At 46.8% G+C, this 15,507-nt stretch carries 12 protein-coding genes; 5 read left to right on the forward strand and 7 right to left on the reverse strand.

The window, feature by feature from the left end; genetic code table 11:
- Positions 1–108 precede the first annotated feature (108 nt).
- On the forward strand, positions 109–1,014 hold the full coding sequence (locus GFC06_RS04810; protein WP_153689881.1) for a LysR family transcriptional regulator: 906 nt from the start codon (positions 109–111) through the stop codon (positions 1,012–1,014).
- A gap of 355 nt (positions 1,015–1,369) precedes the next feature.
- Entirely contained in the window at positions 1,370–2,206 is an 837-nt protein-coding gene (locus tag GFC06_RS04815; protein ID WP_046275320.1) for a helix-turn-helix domain-containing protein, read from the forward strand.
- A gap of 60 nt (positions 2,207–2,266) precedes the next feature.
- On the opposite strand, the gene GFC06_RS04820 is transcribed toward GFC06_RS04815, so the two are convergent.
- The 4 genes from GFC06_RS04820 to GFC06_RS04835 are packed head-to-tail and all read right to left on the reverse strand — an operon-like array spanning position 2,267 to position 7,034.
- The gene (locus GFC06_RS04820; RefSeq protein ID WP_153689882.1) at positions 2,267–3,214 is read right to left on the reverse strand and encodes a fimbrial protein; all 948 of its coding nucleotides are present in this window, start codon (positions 3,212–3,214) and stop codon (positions 2,267–2,269) included.
- A complete protein-coding gene (locus GFC06_RS04825; protein ID WP_153689883.1) occupies positions 3,205–5,667 on the reverse strand; it encodes a fimbria/pilus outer membrane usher protein in 2,463 nt (820 codons plus the stop codon). The genes GFC06_RS04820 and GFC06_RS04825 overlap by 10 nt, the downstream gene beginning before the upstream one ends.
- A gap of 26 nt (positions 5,668–5,693) precedes the next feature.
- Entirely contained in the window at positions 5,694–6,398 is a 705-nt protein-coding gene (locus tag GFC06_RS04830; RefSeq protein WP_153689884.1) for a fimbrial biogenesis chaperone, read from the reverse strand.
- A gap of 54 nt (positions 6,399–6,452) precedes the next feature.
- Positions 6,453–7,034, reverse strand: a complete 582-nt coding sequence (locus tag GFC06_RS04835) for a fimbrial protein (protein ID WP_046274747.1) — start codon at positions 7,032–7,034, stop codon at positions 6,453–6,455.
- Between the two features lie 481 nt (positions 7,035–7,515).
- Between GFC06_RS04835 and GFC06_RS04840 the strand changes: the two genes are divergently transcribed.
- Positions 7,516–8,178 carry a LuxR C-terminal-related transcriptional regulator gene (locus tag GFC06_RS04840; protein WP_047498727.1) on the forward strand — a complete coding sequence of 221 codons (663 nt, stop codon included), beginning with the start codon at positions 7,516–7,518 and terminating at the stop codon, positions 8,176–8,178.
- 62 nt (positions 8,179–8,240) lie between these two features.
- On the opposite strand, the gene GFC06_RS04845 is transcribed toward GFC06_RS04840, so the two are convergent.
- The 3 genes from GFC06_RS04845 to GFC06_RS04855 form a co-directional block, all read right to left on the reverse strand.
- On the reverse strand, positions 8,241–9,737 hold the full coding sequence (locus GFC06_RS04845) for a C69 family dipeptidase (protein WP_047498724.1): 1,497 nt from the start codon (positions 9,735–9,737) through the stop codon (positions 8,241–8,243).
- A 343-nt stretch (positions 9,738–10,080) separates the two neighbouring features.
- On the reverse strand, positions 10,081–10,545 hold the full coding sequence (locus GFC06_RS04850; protein ID WP_016155024.1) for a hypothetical protein: 465 nt from the start codon (positions 10,543–10,545) through the stop codon (positions 10,081–10,083).
- Positions 10,542–11,315, reverse strand: a complete 774-nt coding sequence (locus tag GFC06_RS04855; RefSeq protein WP_049282829.1) for a winged helix-turn-helix domain-containing protein — start codon at positions 11,313–11,315, stop codon at positions 10,542–10,544. The genes GFC06_RS04850 and GFC06_RS04855 overlap by 4 nt, the downstream gene beginning before the upstream one ends.
- A gap of 577 nt (positions 11,316–11,892) precedes the next feature.
- On the opposite strand from GFC06_RS04855, the gene GFC06_RS04860 reads away from it, so the two are divergent.
- Together GFC06_RS04860 and misL are read left to right on the forward strand one after the other, a co-directional pair.
- A complete protein-coding gene (locus tag GFC06_RS04860; protein ID WP_046276006.1) occupies positions 11,893–12,510 on the forward strand; it encodes a helix-turn-helix transcriptional regulator in 618 nt (205 codons plus the stop codon).
- Positions 12,511–12,585: 75 nt separating this feature from the next.
- Complete coding sequence (misL, locus tag GFC06_RS04865; protein WP_153689885.1) at positions 12,586–15,426, forward strand: intestinal colonization autotransporter adhesin MisL; 2,841 nt, start codon at positions 12,586–12,588, stop codon at positions 15,424–15,426.
- Positions 15,427–15,507: the final 81 nt, after the last annotated feature.

Raw genomic sequence — 15,507 nt, forward strand, 5'->3', positions numbered from 1 at the left:
TCTCTCCGGTTAATAAACCTTCTATCTGTTGAATAATTCGATGGTAAACCGGTAGCAGAACGGGAAAAATAGCCCTTCGGCGACAGGACTTATACTCGGGGAGTGAAAATGTTCCGGCTTGAAGATCTCACGTTGTTTGTCCGCGCCGCGGCGCTGAATAGTTTTAGCGATGCCGCACGCGAAGTCGGCGTTCAGCCTGCTCAGGTCAGTTCTGCTATTAAGCGCCTGGAATCTACGCTGGCTATCCGCTTGTTTGCCCGCTCCACGCGCAGTCTGCGCCTGACGCCGGAAGGTGAGGTCTGGCTACCCTATGCCCGCCAGATGCTGGACGTGATGCATGCCGGACTGCAAAAAATTCAGACCCCGGATGATGAAGTTTCAGGCACGCTGCAAATCGCCGTACCTTCCGATCTCGGTCGGAACCTACTGCTGCCGGTCTTTCAGTCGTTTCGACGCCGCTATCCCGCGCTGCGCCTGCGGATTTTTTTCTCCGACCAGGTGACGGATGTCTTTAAAGACCCCGTCGATGTGGCGTTTCGCTATGGCAACACCGAAGACGCATCTTACATTGCGCTGCCTGTCGCATCGGGTAACCGACGCGTGCTGGTGGCATCACCGGAATGGGTTGTGCAAAACGGCGCGCCGCAAACTCCGGATGATTTAACACAGCTCAACGCCATGACCTTCGTCTTACGCGGACGCCTGCACGATCGCTGGACGTTTACGCATAACGGCGAGGTTAGCAGTGTGCAGGTTAACGGCACCATTATGAGCGACGATGCTGAAGTAATCCGACGGCTGGCGATTGCCGGAGAAGGCATCGCGTACAAGTCGTGGCTGGATGTCAGCGAGGATGTGCGTGATGGACGATTGCAGCTACTGATGCCTGATTACCTGGGCGAGAAAGCCCCGCTAAATATGATTTGCCCACATCGTAAGCAGCTTTCAACGGCTGTCCGTCTGCTGCATGACGCCGTGAAGGCGCGGTGTGACACGTTGGGCATTTTCCCGTGAGGTGTTCAATCGCAGGAATATTATTCGATAGCCATACGCATAAATAATAGCTAATCTCTGTTGCTGGCATTAATCTGATCGGAACGCCGATCAGTTAGTGATAATTGTTTCATTGAGTATAGTTTCTTCGATAAATATTATTTCTTAAACTAATGCAGTGTTTATAATATTTATGTTAAGGATTTTGTGGTCGATGATTTAATGACTTGTATATTTATTAAAAGGTATTTGACGAGATGCCTTTCGCTACGGTATAAAACATAATAGCCTCGATACATGCCTATTTTTTTACCTGATTGTTAAACGCATTGATGCTTTTTGTTATTACGTTATTTATTGGGGTAGGAGAGGGCCATTGAAGTCAAAGACTATAAATGATGTATTGTATTATATAGAAGATAATTTTGTTTCAGGCATTGGTATTGATGACATTTCACAGTTTTCCGGATACAGTCGCAGACATATACAGAATATTTTAAAGCAGCGAATAAATATGCCTGTGGGGCTTTATATTCGTAGGCGACGGATAACCAAAGCAGCAAGCTTGTTACGCCTTACTCATATGGATATTATCGATATTTCAGTGCGGGTAGGATTCGATTCTCAGCAATCTTTCTGCCGTGAATTTAAAAAACTAACCGGTTATACCCCCACAGAATACCGTAAAAATCCCAGTTGGGATCTTTCGCCGTTAATGTCGTTTGTACTGCGCAGTGATATTGTTGTCGGCGAATTGCAACTACGTACCTTACCTGCTGATACCGTGCATGGATTTCAGTACAATTATGACACACCAATCCCGCCTGCCAGTGACTCACATCTGCATCGATTAAATCTAATATTTGAGCAACTTACCAGTTCAAAACAAAATGTGTGGGCATTAACTGATTTCTCGTCTAATCCAAACTCAATGATGCGGTTGAAAGTTAAAAGCATCATTGGTAATAAAAGTCATCATTCGCCCAATGCCTATAATCGTTATGAGTGTCCTTCGGGAACGTATGCCTGTTTTTCATTCAGATTCAAGAAAGAGGACTATCCACTCTATTCAAGATATATTTATTTTAAGATGTTGCCGGAGAGTAAATTAAAAAGAAAGGCAGGCTATGATATTGAAATATTCCATTATAACCAAGAGGATCTTAAAAATAAAATAATCACCTGTGAACATTACATTCCGATAGATGTGTAATGTAAAAAAGCTCCACTTGCGTGGAGCAAAGACCTCGCAGTACGCCTAAATTAGGATTAATTATTGGTACTCAGCATTGAAATACAAAACTGAACGTACAATGCCGGGACTGACATTGTTAGCTGTTTGATAATACTGAGCATAAAACGGGATGGAATGATTACCTTTATCTTGAGGCGCTAAATTGATATATGAAGGTGTATTGAATTTAACAGGCTGTTGTTGTTGATCTAACACCTGAATGCCGATGCCAGCAGCGCCTTTGGGGTGGATATTCTTTAGTACACCGATAATACTGCGGTGACCATTATCTGTGTCGCTCCAGCTTAGAATAACCCGGGAAGGCGTCGTAAAATCACTTTTACAGAGAAGGTCGATAGTAAATGGTTTTCTTCCCGCAGTGCTTCCATAGCCTCTGAATTGCTCAAGTGCTATATCGGGCAGTTTGACGTTGATCGAGCGGTTACCTTTGATTGCGCATGAACGGTTGAGCATCGTGATATATTTTGCCGGCACAATGATATCCACCACGGGCAACGATTGAGCCTCACTTCTGATTTGCAGGTTGATGGAACCCGCAGCGGCTCCTGCCGCAAGCTGATCATCCAGTTTGATCAGCTCAATCTTTATTTTGCTGTTCCTGAATTCATCTGCCGTCGCTCTGAAAGTTGATGGCCACTGGATCGTTTGTCCGGTTGAGGTTTCCAGGGTGACTTTAATGCCAATCCCACTCACATTGCTGCGTATAATACCGGGTTGTTTCATTGCGGACCGATCGCCAATAATCTGTGCGGAAAAAGGCTGGTTGTTAGTACAGCCTGACGCCTGAATATTCTGTAGCGAAAGCGTGCGCGTCTGAATAACTCCCCCTGACTGGATTGATTGCTTATCTTTAACGATTTCCGGCGACAAAATAAACTTTTGTGTGGTCAGGGTACATGCAGCACTGGCTGTCTGATGAATGCCCAAGGCACAGCCCAGAATTAAAGCGGTACGTATTACCGACATGTGGCCTCCTGGTTTTTTAACACGATCGTGCATTTCCCTGTTTCCAGTGAAACGAACACTTCTGGTGAGGTGGTTTCATCAATATAAAGCGCACCGCCTTGTCCGACGTAGCCGACATGATTATTGGCATTGTCGCGGATGATGGCACCGAATGGCATTCTCTGCTGACCCTGCAGGCGGGGATAAATAATGTTCTGTTTTCTGAGCGTCGTTTCAAAGGTGACTGGAATGACATTACCTTCGTAAGGCGCAATCTTGGCCTGGGTTTTAGTAAAGTTCAGACCTTCAGTTGAACCTTTTGGATCGATAGTAACGTCATTCACGCGCCACGGACGAAGCCAGGGCAGAATGGCGTAGCCATTTTTATCGAAGCGGGTTCCAGGTACGCCTTCAAGATGAGCGCCATGCGCATCAGGCGCATAGACCAGCGCGACGGTATCTGAGCGCTCTGGCGAGAAGGTTATTCCCCCCGCGTGCCCAACCAGCATGCCACTCATTCCACCGCTTACCTGGTGCCATGAGTTACTCTGACTCCACGTCCCGTTCAGCGAGGTATAAGGCGTACGCACCATGCCGTTTGCTCCCCATTCCACACTACCGCCGCGGAGATAGCCGGTATTGGCTCCCCAAACGATATTGTTTTCCTCATCAGTCGAGGTCGTGAAGCCGAGGCGTGTATTGCTGGCTTTGCCGTTATTGCTGTAGCTATCAGAGGAGATCTGCGTAAAACCGGCGTTATCCCGGGGCAGGAAATAGCTGAATGAGAGCATGATTTGGTCATCTTTGATGACCGAACCCTGTTGATCCTCATTCCAGAAACGCTGGGCGGATATACTCCAGGTCAGGTTGCCCCAGGCATTGGTGTATCCCACGGCATACTGGCGATAATTATCCTGCTGATCCCAGAACTTCTTAAGAGAGCCAGATAAATAGAATGAGCCCCAGGTATCGGATAACGGCTGATTAATACTGGCGCTAAACGACAGCTTCTCTCGTGACGAGAAATATTGGCTGACGAATGCCTGTGCATCCAGGGCATCCAGGGCATCGCGTTGACCGTAAAAGTGATGTGAACTGTATTTTGCTTCCAGCCAGAGCGCGGTTGCCGACCAGGGTAGGGTGCTATTCCATGTCAGACGATACTGTTGTCCTTGTTGACGATTGTCCTCAAGCTTCAGGCGCGATTGGGTGATATCAAGGGCGAATGCGCCGAGTTGGGTGTTCAGACCGCTACCGATGAGGGCTGACTGATAGCGCTCGAATCCAGAGGCGCCGGTATACAACGTTAAATAGTTGTTCAGGCCATACTGCCAGTAGGCCTGGGCTAAAAACGGATCTTCATCATAATTATCTTCATCGACGGTGCCGAGAGTGATGCCATAGCGCGAAATGCCGGGTTTTAGTAGCTGTGGTACCGAAGAGTATGGAACGGTAAAGCGGCGGATACGCCCGTCTGATTCCTGAATCGTGACCAGCAACTCGCCGCCAGTATTCGCGGGCAACACGGAATCAATCGAGAATGGCCCAGCCGGAACCGAGGACTGATGAATGGTTTGACCATCCTGGGTGACGGTAATACGGGCGTTGGTCTCAGCTACGCCGCGAATAATCGGCGCCCAGTTCAGCGTGCTATCCGGGCGCATTAAATCCTCAGAAGCCAATCCCACTCCGAGAATAGCCATACTGTCGAACATCTGGCTGTCAGTATAGAACTTGCCAGCGCTTAACATGGATTTCCAACGAGTGATGGGCCGTTTTAGCGTCGTGCGATTATTGGCGTAATGGCTACCTATTTTGCTGTCCCAATTTTGGCTACCAAAATGTTCAATTAGCCACCCTCCAGCAGAGCTTCGGATATCCATTCCCACCCAGGCGCTGTCCGTACTTGAACGATCGTTACCACGTTGCTGGGTGCTGTAGTAATCGGCGTTATAGCTGAAATTAATCGCCGGCGCCCCTGGTTGCCAGAGTTCAGGTTGGACATAATTGTTTTCGATATTATCAACATAAGCCTGCGGGATGGTGATGCGCAGCTCAAGCTGGCTGGTGTTGAGTCTCTCCGTTGCTTTCCCGCTGGTGTCCCAATCGGCAATGCTGCCGCAGCGTGAAGGGTGAGCGGCCAGCGTTTGATTCATTTTTTCTGGGTTAATGCCCACGCCTTTGAGAAATGCTTCTGAATAACAGCTAACTAAATCGCCGTGATTATCTTTTTTGAATAAGAGTTCACGACGTCCACGCCAGTTATCATTAATATAAATATCTACGATATATGTCCCAGGCAATAAGCCTGCGGCATTAAAGGACTGCAAATCGTTAAGTGAAGCATTGCCCATTAAGATGGCGTTATCGAACTCGTAGCGAGTGCTGTCTTCTGCGTGAGCTCCAACGGAAAATAATGAACCATGAAAAAAAATGAAACAGGGTATGGTGAGGATCCTTTTACATAAACCCATTACTAATTCCTTTTTATCCCTTTTTATTAATTAATGGTTGTTTTGTGTTCCACAATTCCGCCGTAATCGCTGATTGCTTGTAAAACAACCGATTCACCCTGGCTGACTTGTTGTTTTGTATTGATAGTCGTTCTGCTTTTCGGGGCGACCATGACCCCTTCGTTTATGAGTCCATGGCCTGATGACGTCACAATATCCGCAACCGTGATGAAGAAGGGGGTGGGGTTTACCAGCGTTATGTCTCGTTGGTTAGCAATAATTTTTACCTTATTTTCCGCGTTTTGACGGTCACCTAACCCACTGGGTCGCCAGAAAAACTTAAAGCGTGAGCGAATGGCTAAATTGAGCACAGCTGAATTGTCCGTGACGCTATTCTTATCCACGGAAGGAATATCCAGTATGTTAAGCCACCACATAGACTCACGGTCGGTGGCGACAATATTTTTATCAACGGCTTTTTTTATTCTGAGTGATTGCCCATTGCCTGCGTCAACGCGGGCAATGGGTGGAGAAATAATAAATGGAGTGGAAATTTCTTCCGGTAACTTTTCTGGATTTCCCTCATCCAACCATACCTGGGCCAACGATGGATAGTTTCCCGTATTCGTCATTTGTATCGTGATCTCTGCGGAATCTTCAGAGTAAATAAATCGGGTGCCATTGACAATGATATTATTTGCATGTGCGGTAGAGAGAGCAAATAGAGCTAATAAATAAATGAAAATTTTCATGAAGCCTCTATTAAAATAAATGCTATAGCGCAAGGCAGCTATAGCATTGTGTATTTAGAGATAAGTAATGCTATAGTTTGCCTGAGCGCTTACCGGTCCCGGTTGAACATATGATGAACCACTATTTTCACGTGGTATAATGTAACCCACGCTGAATTTATAAGTTAAAGTCGGGCTATCATTGCCATGTAGGAGATAATCTTTCTCAGGTTCAAATCGGTCATTCTTATTCCTCAGGTTAATATTTTTTTCACGATTATCCTTAAGGACTAGCGCTACGTTTTGGGCTCCACCCCTTGTCGTATTTTTGAGATATCCATCATGAGTTAGAGGGGAATTAACATTCCAGGCTAATTTGGGAACTATTTTTTCATTAATATAACAACCCTTCACTTTAATACTGAATTGCTGGAGTTGCGTTGCATGTAATTTGCTAACTAATGTATTGAGAACTGGGTTTAATTTTACCTGTTTATCTTTATCACCGGCTTCAATTATGCACGAATTGGAATAAACATGACCGGAAAAATTAACAACGCCTTTTTGATCCCTGTTGGGGCCATGTCCAAAATCTGCCATAGCGGAAGGAATTGCGATGGCACAGCTAATTAAACTTATAATGGATAGTTTACTCATAATGTACTCCTCATTTAGAGATAGATCGTCCCTATTATCAGTAACATTGTCTGGGCTCCTTTTTTCTTGCGCCCTGTAAGGCTGTCGCCCGCTATCAATTATGTTAGATAAATTATTGTTGTACATCGTAGATTGGACGTATTTCACTCATCCTATAATATTAATAATGATCATTAACTATGAGTATTAATGAATTATTATTATCTATAAGCAGATTGTGATTGAGATAGTCCTCAACTCAAAGGTGAAATAAAAACACTTGGAATACAATATGTTATGTTTGTATTGTGATACTTCTTTAAATGCTATAAAGAAAAATCGAATCCTGCGCTCGGAAAAAGCGAATGATCGAATTGCACAATTAGCTAAATTCTTATAATTCAATCAGATTATCTTTAATCTTAAGTAGTGACTTGTTATTGGCTTGGCATGCAATAACGATAAGGAATATTGTCAATCATCATTTGAATGAAGGCTAGATATGCTTAACATGGACAGTAAGATAATACTCATTAGTAACCAATCAATACAGACGCAACTCTTGCTGGATTATCTCAATAAGCAAAACGATATCTTGGTTGATTTTGTTAACATTAGCAGACCAGACATGTCATTTATCGTTGAGGGAAGTATCATCCTCTATGATATACAGGCATCAAGCCGTAAATTAAAAAATGTCTGGTCAAAATTACTCAATGACAGCGCATATAGTTTGCGCGTTTATATTATTAACTGCCTGCGGTCGCTCCCACTCTATGAGAGCATGCTATGGCCAAATTTTGAGTCGATCGTACCAAATAATTGCTCTACAGAATATTTGTTAGAACTCCTTAAAGAGGGGCTTAAAACCTCCCGTCCACCACGCTCACTGTCACCGCCGCCAGAGTATGTAAACCTCACGCCATCAGATAGTGACTACGGAATTTTAACCGAAAGAGAATATGAAATTTTAACTGAGTTGTCGAAAGGTGCGTCTAATGTAGAAATTGCTAACGCATTTTTTATTAGTGAAAATACAGTGAGAACGCATATTTATAATATATTTAAAAAGATATCTGTGAATAACCGAACACAGGCAGCCTGCTGGGCCAATTTGCATCTAAGAAGCCTGGCTGTCGATCAACTGCCGCGGAAGGAAATGTAAGCCGTACTACTGGCGCAAAGTTTTGAAGCTTACTTTGCGCCAGCATGTCATCGTGCCGTTACTCAGTCTTTTTTCGCAGCGTTTGCAAAGAAGATATCAGACTGAATGTCTTTAGTGCGGATGGTAAAGAGCTGATTAGTCAGATCTTCCGTCAGCTTCTCGGCATCGGCCATGATGCGCAAGTTGAAGTCATTGAGCATCTTATCTGCGGCAGGTTTATCGGTTTTTGCCATCTTCAGATATTTTGCTTCGACCTCTTTTTGCTCCTTCGCCACTTTATCTTCCCATGCTTTGTAGGCTTTTTTGACGATTGGCGCGAGCTTCGGATAATCGGTCATCGTCAGCGTCTGTAACTTACGGTATTTCCAGTAAATGGACTGATCGTCCGCTTTATCGGTGCCCATCGTATAGTTTGCCGGATACGCTTTCAGGCCGCTGTAGTACGGAACAAACGCGGTGAGGTCGGCCATACCCAGACCAATGTAGGTCGTTTCACCAATCTCTTTTGGCAACCACGGACGGACCTGCATCACGTGCGCTTCATAGGTGCGGAAGACGCTAACCGGACGCCATGGCTCTTTGCCGTTCAGACCGTTGGTGTACGGGTCATGGCTGGTGCCTTCGTAATGGTTACGCAGCACGGCCTTCACATCATCCAGCGTCATCTTCTTCTCTGGCGTCATGAACACCGGGAATTCGCGCCCTTTGGCCATATCCTGATTTACGGAAGGATTGAACTCTTTCTGGATGGTCCATACGCGAGGATCGTTATACGTGCGGTCACGCTCATCATCACGGGTATATGCTTTGGAGAAGTTGAATTTGCCATCTTTTGCCGGTTCGTACAGACCTTTTTCGGTCGCAAATTGAATCAGGTTTTTTGACGCCATCATGTCCGGGTTTTTAGGGTCGTAATCCTGTAAGCGGCCCTGATTACCGGTGGCAAAATACTGGTTATTCGGCAGGCGCTGCGCCATCCACTGGTGACCGCTGCCGGTTTCCAGGTACCAGATTTCGTTATCGTCGACGACGGCCACGCCAAAACCTTCCCCAGCGCCGACGGTCTCAACGATATGACCCAGTAACGCCACGGCTTCACGCGCGGTTTTGCTCTGGGACAACAGAATATCCGGGATATCATCTTCGGTGATCCCTTTATCTTCAACGTAGGGGTCGGCAGCCAGCGCTTTTGCTGAGGCAAAAATAGATTCTGTACCGCTCACGCCAACGCCCAATTCGTTAAATCCGGTCGCGCCGTGCAGTTGGGTTTTCCAGTTTGGAACGGTGGTATAACGCAGAGAGTTTTTGGGTAGCGGCCAGGTAAAGTCATTCGCGCCATTATGTGCTTTGGTGCTGTATATCCCGGTCTGATTCTGCTTGGCCGGATGAATGACAAAATGCTGCGCTTTCAGGGCATCGCTGTCAGCGCTACGGGCTACCAGCATGGAGCCGTCCGCTGATGCTTCATTACCGACCAATAGGGTCGTACAAGCAAAACCTGATGAAACAACGGCCAAATTTATAGAAAGTGCAATCAGGCACTTTTTAAAAGTAAACATTACGTATCCCTCATATGTACGCCAAAAATACACCGGAAACACACCGTTTCCTGAAATGCGATAACGCCTGAACGCTCAGACATTGCTCGCGAGAGAGATAAACGCCCCTGTCCACGTCTTCTCCAAATATCCATCCGTAGGTTGAAGTCTTCTGGGCAAAATAAAACGCCCATTTCGCTTAATTATTGCGCAATGGATATCGTGGTATTCAGGATGTTTCCTGATTCGGGATGAAGAATAGCAATGGGATATGAGTGGATTCAGTGACCCATGTCGCGTAAGTCGATGATGGCAAATATGAATTCTATTGAAGGGGGCGTGCTTTTTGTCTCCGGATATGACGTTACCTTTTGCGGCAATACAGCGAGGGGACATTTGAGCTGGCAAAAATCCATGCGCCCTTATACTCCTCCATAACCAGGCTCAGGTTTCGTCCGCTTTGACGGTAAAATCCGGGTAATGTGTTGTTAATATCAGCTTCATCGGCGCTATCAGCGAAGGTTTTGACCACCTGCATTGCCTGTAGCACTCGGGCTTCGTGCTGCCGGGTATAACTGAAATAGATGTTCCTGCTAATGTCTGAGGTATTACGTCCGTACAGTTTTCCGGTAATGGTCGCTAGCCCTGCATCTTTGTACATCCGAAATGAAACCGTACCAGCAAAGCGGTTGCTGCCAATATTCCATTCGACATTTCCAACGCAATTTAGCTGCTTTTCGGCATAGCGTGAATGCCATAGCCATCCGCCTGAGCCGAGCAATGTCGCCACGCCGATTACGATTAAAATAAGGTGGTGTATTTTTTTCATTGCCCGCGCATCCAGTAATAATGGGTAGTACAAAACGCGTGCGCATCTACCCGTGCATCTTTATCACAAACAAATGCCACGATCCTCTCCGCTTTACGGTAGCCGGAAAGGAAAACATGCTTGTTGTTTTCACAGAGAGAAGGGTGCAGTTGCATCAGATTGAAATAATTTTCCTGATCGTGATCATTCAGTGAGTAATAAATTTTACAGTTTTGCCGAGATGGGACCTGCATAGAAACAGAAATGAATTTACTAAACGGCATAACAGGACGTGTCTGATACCACACCAGCCAGATAATCAATGTGGCAATAACGATGCCAGCGCTAAATATAATATTCCACCAGGGGACCCGCGTCGTTTGTTGTGCCGCGGGAGGAATTATCTTTGGGGGCGCGTATTCCTCTATTAGCGGTGACTGGAAAACTTCACTCTGAGGATGCGTTATCGCCTCTACCTGCGTATTTTCATTTAATCTGAGTCCGCGTCGAGAAATAGTTTTCACCGTATCACGTGGCAGACCCACATCCGCCAGCGCGTTACGTAGCGTCAGAATAGCCTGGTAAAATGTGTTGGTTGTGGTCACATTATTTCTCTCACCCCAACCCACTTTTATCAATGTGTTCTGCGAAACAATGTCACTTGCGTGAGTAATTAAATAGAGAAAGCAAAGCGAAGCTGGGAGCTGAAGTTGTATTGCGCGCCCGGTCTGACGATTGACCAGACTTTTGCTGTCAGGATTAAATTCGACCAACTGATTGATAAGGTACAATTGCCCAGCCCTCAGTAACTATAACGTATCACCGCGTGTGCCTACACATACCTTAAATTTTACATCCAAATTGTGAATATGCCTCACTCTTTGTACGTGATCGAAGATAAGAATTTCACTTAAGGATTAAAAACACTTTAAATACAATGTGTTATGTGTGTAAATTCTTAGGTGAGTATTAACTAATGTTAAATAATGAGAATTCATTACAGTTTTATCTGAATTCTCATTATATTTATCAACAGCACTTCAAGGGGGATTGAGTTATCAGGATTGTGTAATTAATAAGAGCCCCTTTCATTGGTTAATTTTTATCAAATAGTGCTTTTTTAATTTTTATTCTGGGATTTGGATTTATGCATAAAATTCCTAATACCCAGACTGTTATTCTGAGATAAAGCAGAAAAAAGCTTAGCGCAATCGCATTACTTATAGCCTATACATAATAACATATCAGGAGTTTATTACATTTTTTAGGTGTCACTGTTATTAACTGACAAGGAATGTCACACGTGTCGGATTGACACATTTATTTACCAATGAAATATTTATGGAAAAATAACAGGAGTCATTTTTGATGAAGAGATCACCATCACAGAGTGTTCGTTGCATAAGCTGTGAATTATCCTGTCAATTATTTCCGGATACTGTGGTACGCGCCAGCTACTGTCACCGAGCCACTTTTGCGATCTGGCCAGAGGGAAATAGTTTTCTGCAAAAAGGAATTATTGAAAAACTTCTCCTTAATAATCAAAATCATTTGTCGCGTGGGTTTATTTTTGTGGACTTTTCCTTCCCAAACCTGCGCCTGTTCGCCGATCCGCAATGGGTTGACCGGCTGGCCTACAGCGGTATGTATATTGTGTTGATAGCGGACAGGAATCTCGCGCCGTTAGCCAACTACTGGCTGTCGAAAAGCAATAAAATACAAGGGATTATATATTCCGATGATGATGATGAAGTTCAGCATCAGAAAATTCGCCGATTATTTACCGGCCACCTTGCGAACAGTAAACGCGGACGCTCACTCAACTATACAGAAATGATATTACTGAAGCGATTTGTGTCAGGGAAAAGTATTCAGCAAATTACAAAAATAGATAATATAGATATTAAGAAAATATATGTCTACAAGCTCAGGCTTGAAGATAAATTAGGCCATAGCATTCATCAAATACTGTCGAATATTTTATAACGCATTTTTGATTTTTACTATTTTCACATCTTTGCGATGTGGTGGACGCCCTACGCCCGAAAGCAGGAGGCTATTATGAAAAAACCTAAGCATTACTCACGCATTGCGATAGCGGTATCAACCGCGTTAACGTCAATGGTATTTTCAACCCACGCGGCCTGGATTGATATTGATAGTCTTCCTGCCAGTGGATTGGTGAGCAGTCTTTCGCCGGAGTTGCAGGCTTTATTTCCTGCGCAGGCGAATGCCAGTTTCGAAAAAAAAAGCGCAACGCCGAATTATGTTTATCAGTGGAGTGCCGGTACCATTCCCGTTTTTGGTCATGGGTTAACGCTCAATGGGCCCGGGGCTGAAGCTTTTGAACACTCTGTTACCGTTATTCAGAACAGCGCAACGGGTAGCCCGGGCGTTATTTTCGGTGACGACCTGACGATTCGCACACAGTCAAAGAATGCCGCTAATAATGGTAAAGATGTTGACGGTATCCGCACGCACGGGGCTAATACGCCGGATAATCCAGTCTTTATTATCACCGGGGATCGCACCAGTATTTATGTGGACGGCCAGGATGGTGATGGTATTAACGCCGGTTACAACGCCTATAATGGTGGGCAGGGTTGGAAAGGCTCGGCCAACATTTACGTCGGCGACGATCTGTATATTCAAACCACCGGTAACCAGGGGCGTGGCATCACGGCAAACGCGATGAGAGACGAAACGCTGGCTAAAAATACGATTATCGTCGGCGACCGGGCACACATTGTGACGACCGGTAGCAGCTCAGAAGGTCTCCGCACCGGGCAGAGCGGGTCCTCAATCCGCCTTGGCAATGACGCCACCATCGAGACGTCGGGTGCTTCCTCGACGGGGATTTATGCCGCCTCATCTTCCAAAACGGAACTGGGCAATAACGCCACTATTTCGGTGAGCGGAGCCAGCGCACATGCGGTTTATTCCACTAATGCAACCGTGAATCTCGGCGAAAACGCAACGATCAACGTCAACAATTCGGCGAAAGCGGTGTCATACAGCAAAGCGCCACGCGGCCTGTATGCGATTTCACGCGGTACGATAAACCTGGCAGGTGGCGCCGCCATTACCATGGCGGGCAATCACAGCAATGAAAGTTATGCCATCAGTACAGAAACGGGCGGTATCGTCGACGGTTCTGCTGGCGGGCGTTTCCTTATCGACGGCGATCTTCACGCAGCCGGTGCTACTGCCGCAAACAACACCCAGCCGCAGCAAAACAGTACCATCAACCTCAATATGACCGACAACTCGTTGTGGAGTGGGGCGTCATACGTCACCAGCGCCACTGCCGGGACGGGGGTTATCTCGCTGCAAATGAGCGATGCGACCTGGAACATGACCAACAGCTCAACGCTCACTGACCTGACGCTGAACGGCGGGTCAGTGGTGAACTTTGGGCATGCTGACGGCGAACCGTGGCAGACGCTTACTATCAATGAAGATTTTACCGGCAACGGCGGAAAACTCGTTTTCAATACCGTCCTGAATGACGATGCCTCCGAAACCGACAAGCTGAAAGTGCTCGGCAACACCGCGGGTAACGCGTTTGTGGCGGTGAACAATATCGGCGGAACTGGGGCGCAAACCGTTGAAGGTATTGAGATCATCGAAGTGGCCGGTAATTCTGACGGTACTTTTGAGAAAGCGGGCCGTATTGTTGCCGGTGCGTACGACTATAACGTGGTGCAAAAGGGCAGCAACTGGTATCTGACCAGCTTTATTCCTGCTCCGCCGGATCCGGAAGAGCCGGACCCCGTCGATCCGGACCCGGTTGACCCTATTGACCCAGATCCCGTTGACCCGGACCCGGTTGACCCTATTGACCCAGGTCCTGTTGACCCGGACCCGGTCGATCCTGTCGACCCGATTATCCCTGAGCCGGAAGAACCTGTTGCGCCCCCTGTCACTGAGCAGCAGTACCGCCCGGAAGCAGGCAGTTATCTGGCGAACAACTACGCTGCTAACACGCTGTTCATGACCCGACTCCACGATCGTCTGGGGGAAACGCAGTACGTCGATATGCTGAGGGGCGAGAAAAAAGTCACCAGTCTGTGGATGCGTAACGTCGGGGCACATACCCGCTTCAAAGACGGTAGCGGGCAGTTGAAAACCCAAAGCAACAGCTATGTCTTGCAGTTAGGCGGTGACCTGGCGCAGTGGAGCAGCGATGGCCTCGACCGCTGGCACCTCGGTGCGATGGCTGGTTATGCCAACAGCCAGAACCGCACGCAGTCCAGTCTGACCGGCTACCATTCACGTGGTCAGGTCACCGGTTACAGCGTGGGACTGTACGGCACCTGGTATGCCAATGACGCTGACAAGACCGGCACTTACGTAGACACCTGGATGCTGTACAACTGGTTTGATAACAAGGTGATGGGTCAGGAGCAGGCGACGGAGAAATATAAATCCAGCGGGATCACCGCTTCTGTTGAAGCCGGTTACAGCTTCAAACTGGGTGAAAACGAGCGCAACAGCTATTGGCTGCAACCGAAAGCTCAGGTGGTGTGGATGGACGTGCAGGCCGACAGCCACCGTGAAGCGAACGGTACCCGCGTGAAGGACAACACCGATGGCAACATGATGACCCGTCTGGGGGTAAAAGCCTTTATCAACGGTCACAACGCCATCGACGACGGTAAATCTCGTGAGTTCCAGCCGTTTGTTGAAGCCAACTGGATCCACAACACGCAGACGACTCGCGTGAAGATGGACGATGTGAGCAACGACATGCGTGGCACCAAGAACATTGGCGAGCTGAAAGTCGGTGTTGAAGGCCAAATCACTCCGCGGCTCAACGTGTGGAGCAACGTGGCCCAACAGGTCGGCGATAAAGGCTACAGCGATACCCGCGGTATGCTGGGCGTGAAATATAACTTCTGACGTAACTGCAGGTGACAGAAAGCCGCTGATTAACCGATCGGCGGCTTTATTTTTTGTGGGGGGGAGGCCGGATAAAGATTT

Source organism: Citrobacter braakii (assembly GCF_009648935.1).
Lineage (GTDB): Bacteria > Pseudomonadota > Gammaproteobacteria > Enterobacterales > Enterobacteriaceae > Citrobacter > Citrobacter braakii.

Coding starts and splice junctions, on each gene's coding strand:
- GFC06_RS04810 (WP_153689881.1), top strand. CDS start 109: ATGTTCCGGCTTGAAGATCTCACGTTGTTTGTCCGCGCCGCGGCGCTG.
- GFC06_RS04820 (WP_153689882.1), bottom strand. CDS start 3,214: ATGTCGGTAATACGTACCGCTTTAATTCTGGGCTGTGCCTTGGGCATT.
- GFC06_RS04825 (WP_153689883.1), bottom strand. CDS start 5,667: ATGGGTTTATGTAAAAGGATCCTCACCATACCCTGTTTCATTTTTTTT.
- GFC06_RS04830 (WP_153689884.1), bottom strand. CDS start 6,398: ATGAAAATTTTCATTTATTTATTAGCTCTATTTGCTCTCTCTACCGCA.
- GFC06_RS04835 (WP_046274747.1), bottom strand. CDS start 7,034: ATGAGTAAACTATCCATTATAAGTTTAATTAGCTGTGCCATCGCAATT.
- GFC06_RS04840 (WP_047498727.1), top strand. CDS start 7,516: ATGCTTAACATGGACAGTAAGATAATACTCATTAGTAACCAATCAATA.
- GFC06_RS04845 (WP_047498724.1), bottom strand. CDS start 9,737: ATGTTTACTTTTAAAAAGTGCCTGATTGCACTTTCTATAAATTTGGCC.
- GFC06_RS04850 (WP_016155024.1), bottom strand. CDS start 10,545: ATGAAAAAAATACACCACCTTATTTTAATCGTAATCGGCGTGGCGACA.
- GFC06_RS04860 (WP_046276006.1), top strand. CDS start 11,893: ATGAAGAGATCACCATCACAGAGTGTTCGTTGCATAAGCTGTGAATTA.
- misL (WP_153689885.1), top strand. CDS start 12,586: ATGAAAAAACCTAAGCATTACTCACGCATTGCGATAGCGGTATCAACC.